Annotated in this window: 1 protein-coding gene; it reads left to right on the plus strand. The window is 68.5% G+C overall.

Annotated elements, in window-relative coordinates; genetic code table 11:
* Positions 1 to 188: 188 nt before the first annotated feature.
* Positions 189 to 1,665, plus strand: a 1,477-nt coding sequence (locus ACFYXC_RS41845) for an IS1182 family transposase (protein WP_389558401.1), incomplete at its 3' end; no start/stop codon positions are given.

Here is a 1,665-nt window from a genome sequence, read left to right on the forward strand (position 1 = left end):
TGAGCGACTCTGTCGGGGATCTTGAGATTCCCGGGACGGCGCCGTCGGTGGTTCAGGACACTTCGGATGGTTCGTGTAGTCCTGGCTTCCCGAGGTGATCAGTGTCCGTTCGTCCCCGGTCCGGTGCGATGGTGCCAGAGCTCACGGCTCGGATGGCACGGGCCAGCAACCCTCGCGGCACAACGGCGATGTGGGTGCGCGACCACCTCGGCGGGCTGTGGAACGACCGGGACTTCGTCTCCTGGTACCCACGCGATGGCCGCCCCGGACTTTCCCCTGCCCAACTGGCCACAGTGTGCGTGCTGCAGTTCCTGCTCAACCTCTCGGACCGGCAGGTGGCTGAGGCGGTCCGGTGCCGCATCGACTTCAAGTACGCCCTGGCCCTGGAGCTGGACGATCCCGGTTTCCACCACAGTGTGCTGAGCGACTTCCGGGAACGCCTGGGCGAGGACGAGCGCGCGGACCGGCTGCTGTCCCTGGCGCTGGAGCGGATGCGCAAGGCTGGCCTGGTCACCGAACGCGGCCGGCAGCGCACCGACTCCACGCAGGTCCTGGCTGCCGCGCGAGACCTCACCCGCCTGGAGATGGTCCTCGAAGCGGTCCGTGCTGCGCTGCAGGAGGCCGCCCGGGACGTCCCCGAGATCCTGGACGGGCTGGTGGACGCCGACTGGGCCACCCGTTACGGACGGCCTGTCCGTCTACCCAGCCAGCCCACGCACCCCGTCACCCGTCTCAAGCAGGCCGGAGCGGACGCCCACCGGCTCCTTGAGTGCCTGCCGTCCCACCGGCGCGGCCCCCGCATGGAGGCCCTGCGGCAGATCCTCGTCCAGAACTTCCTCATCGATGCCCGCGGCCTCCTGCGACCGCGCACCGAGAAGGACGGCCAGCCCAAGGGCGCCCGGCGGATCGTCTCGCCCTACGACTGCCAGACCCGCCGGGCCATCCGCGGCAACACCCGGTGGAGCGGCTATCTGGTGCACGTCACCGAGACCTGCGACCCCGGCGGGAACGCCAACCTGATCACGGACATCGCCACCACCAGCCCGACCAGGGACACCCAAGCCCTGCCCGGCATCCACACCCGGCTCCGCCAGCGCCGGCTGCTGCCCCGCCAGCACCTGGTCGACGGCGGCTACCTCTCCGTCGCTCTGCTGGAAAGCTCCGCCCTCCATCATCAGATCCAGCTCATCGGACCGGTCAAGGCCAACGGGGCATGGCAGAAGAAGGAACAGACCGGCTTCACCCGGGACGACTTCACCATCGACTTTGACCACCGCCACGTCATCTGCCCCAACGGCCAGACCGCAAAGAACTGGATCACACCGCCCGCCATGGCTCCCTACACCGTCGCCCGGTTCCACCCACAACAGTGCAACCCCTGCCCCGACCGCTCCGCCTGCACGCGGGGGACCTCGGCTCGCACCGTGAACTTCCTCCCCCGCCATCTGCACGAACTCCAGATCCGTAACCGCACCGACCAGCAAGACCTCCAGTGGCGGCAGCCCTACGCCACCCGGTCCGGAGTGGAAGGAACCATCTGTGAATTCGTCAACGGACACCAAGCACGGCGCAGCCGCTACCACGGTCTTCGCAAGACCCACGTCCAACACGTGCTGACCGGCATCGCCATCAACCTCGAGCGACTCGCCTCACGCACGCCACCAC

Source organism: Streptomyces sp. NPDC002701 (assembly GCF_042889045.1).
Taxonomy (GTDB): domain Bacteria; phylum Actinomycetota; class Actinomycetes; order Streptomycetales; family Streptomycetaceae; genus Streptomyces.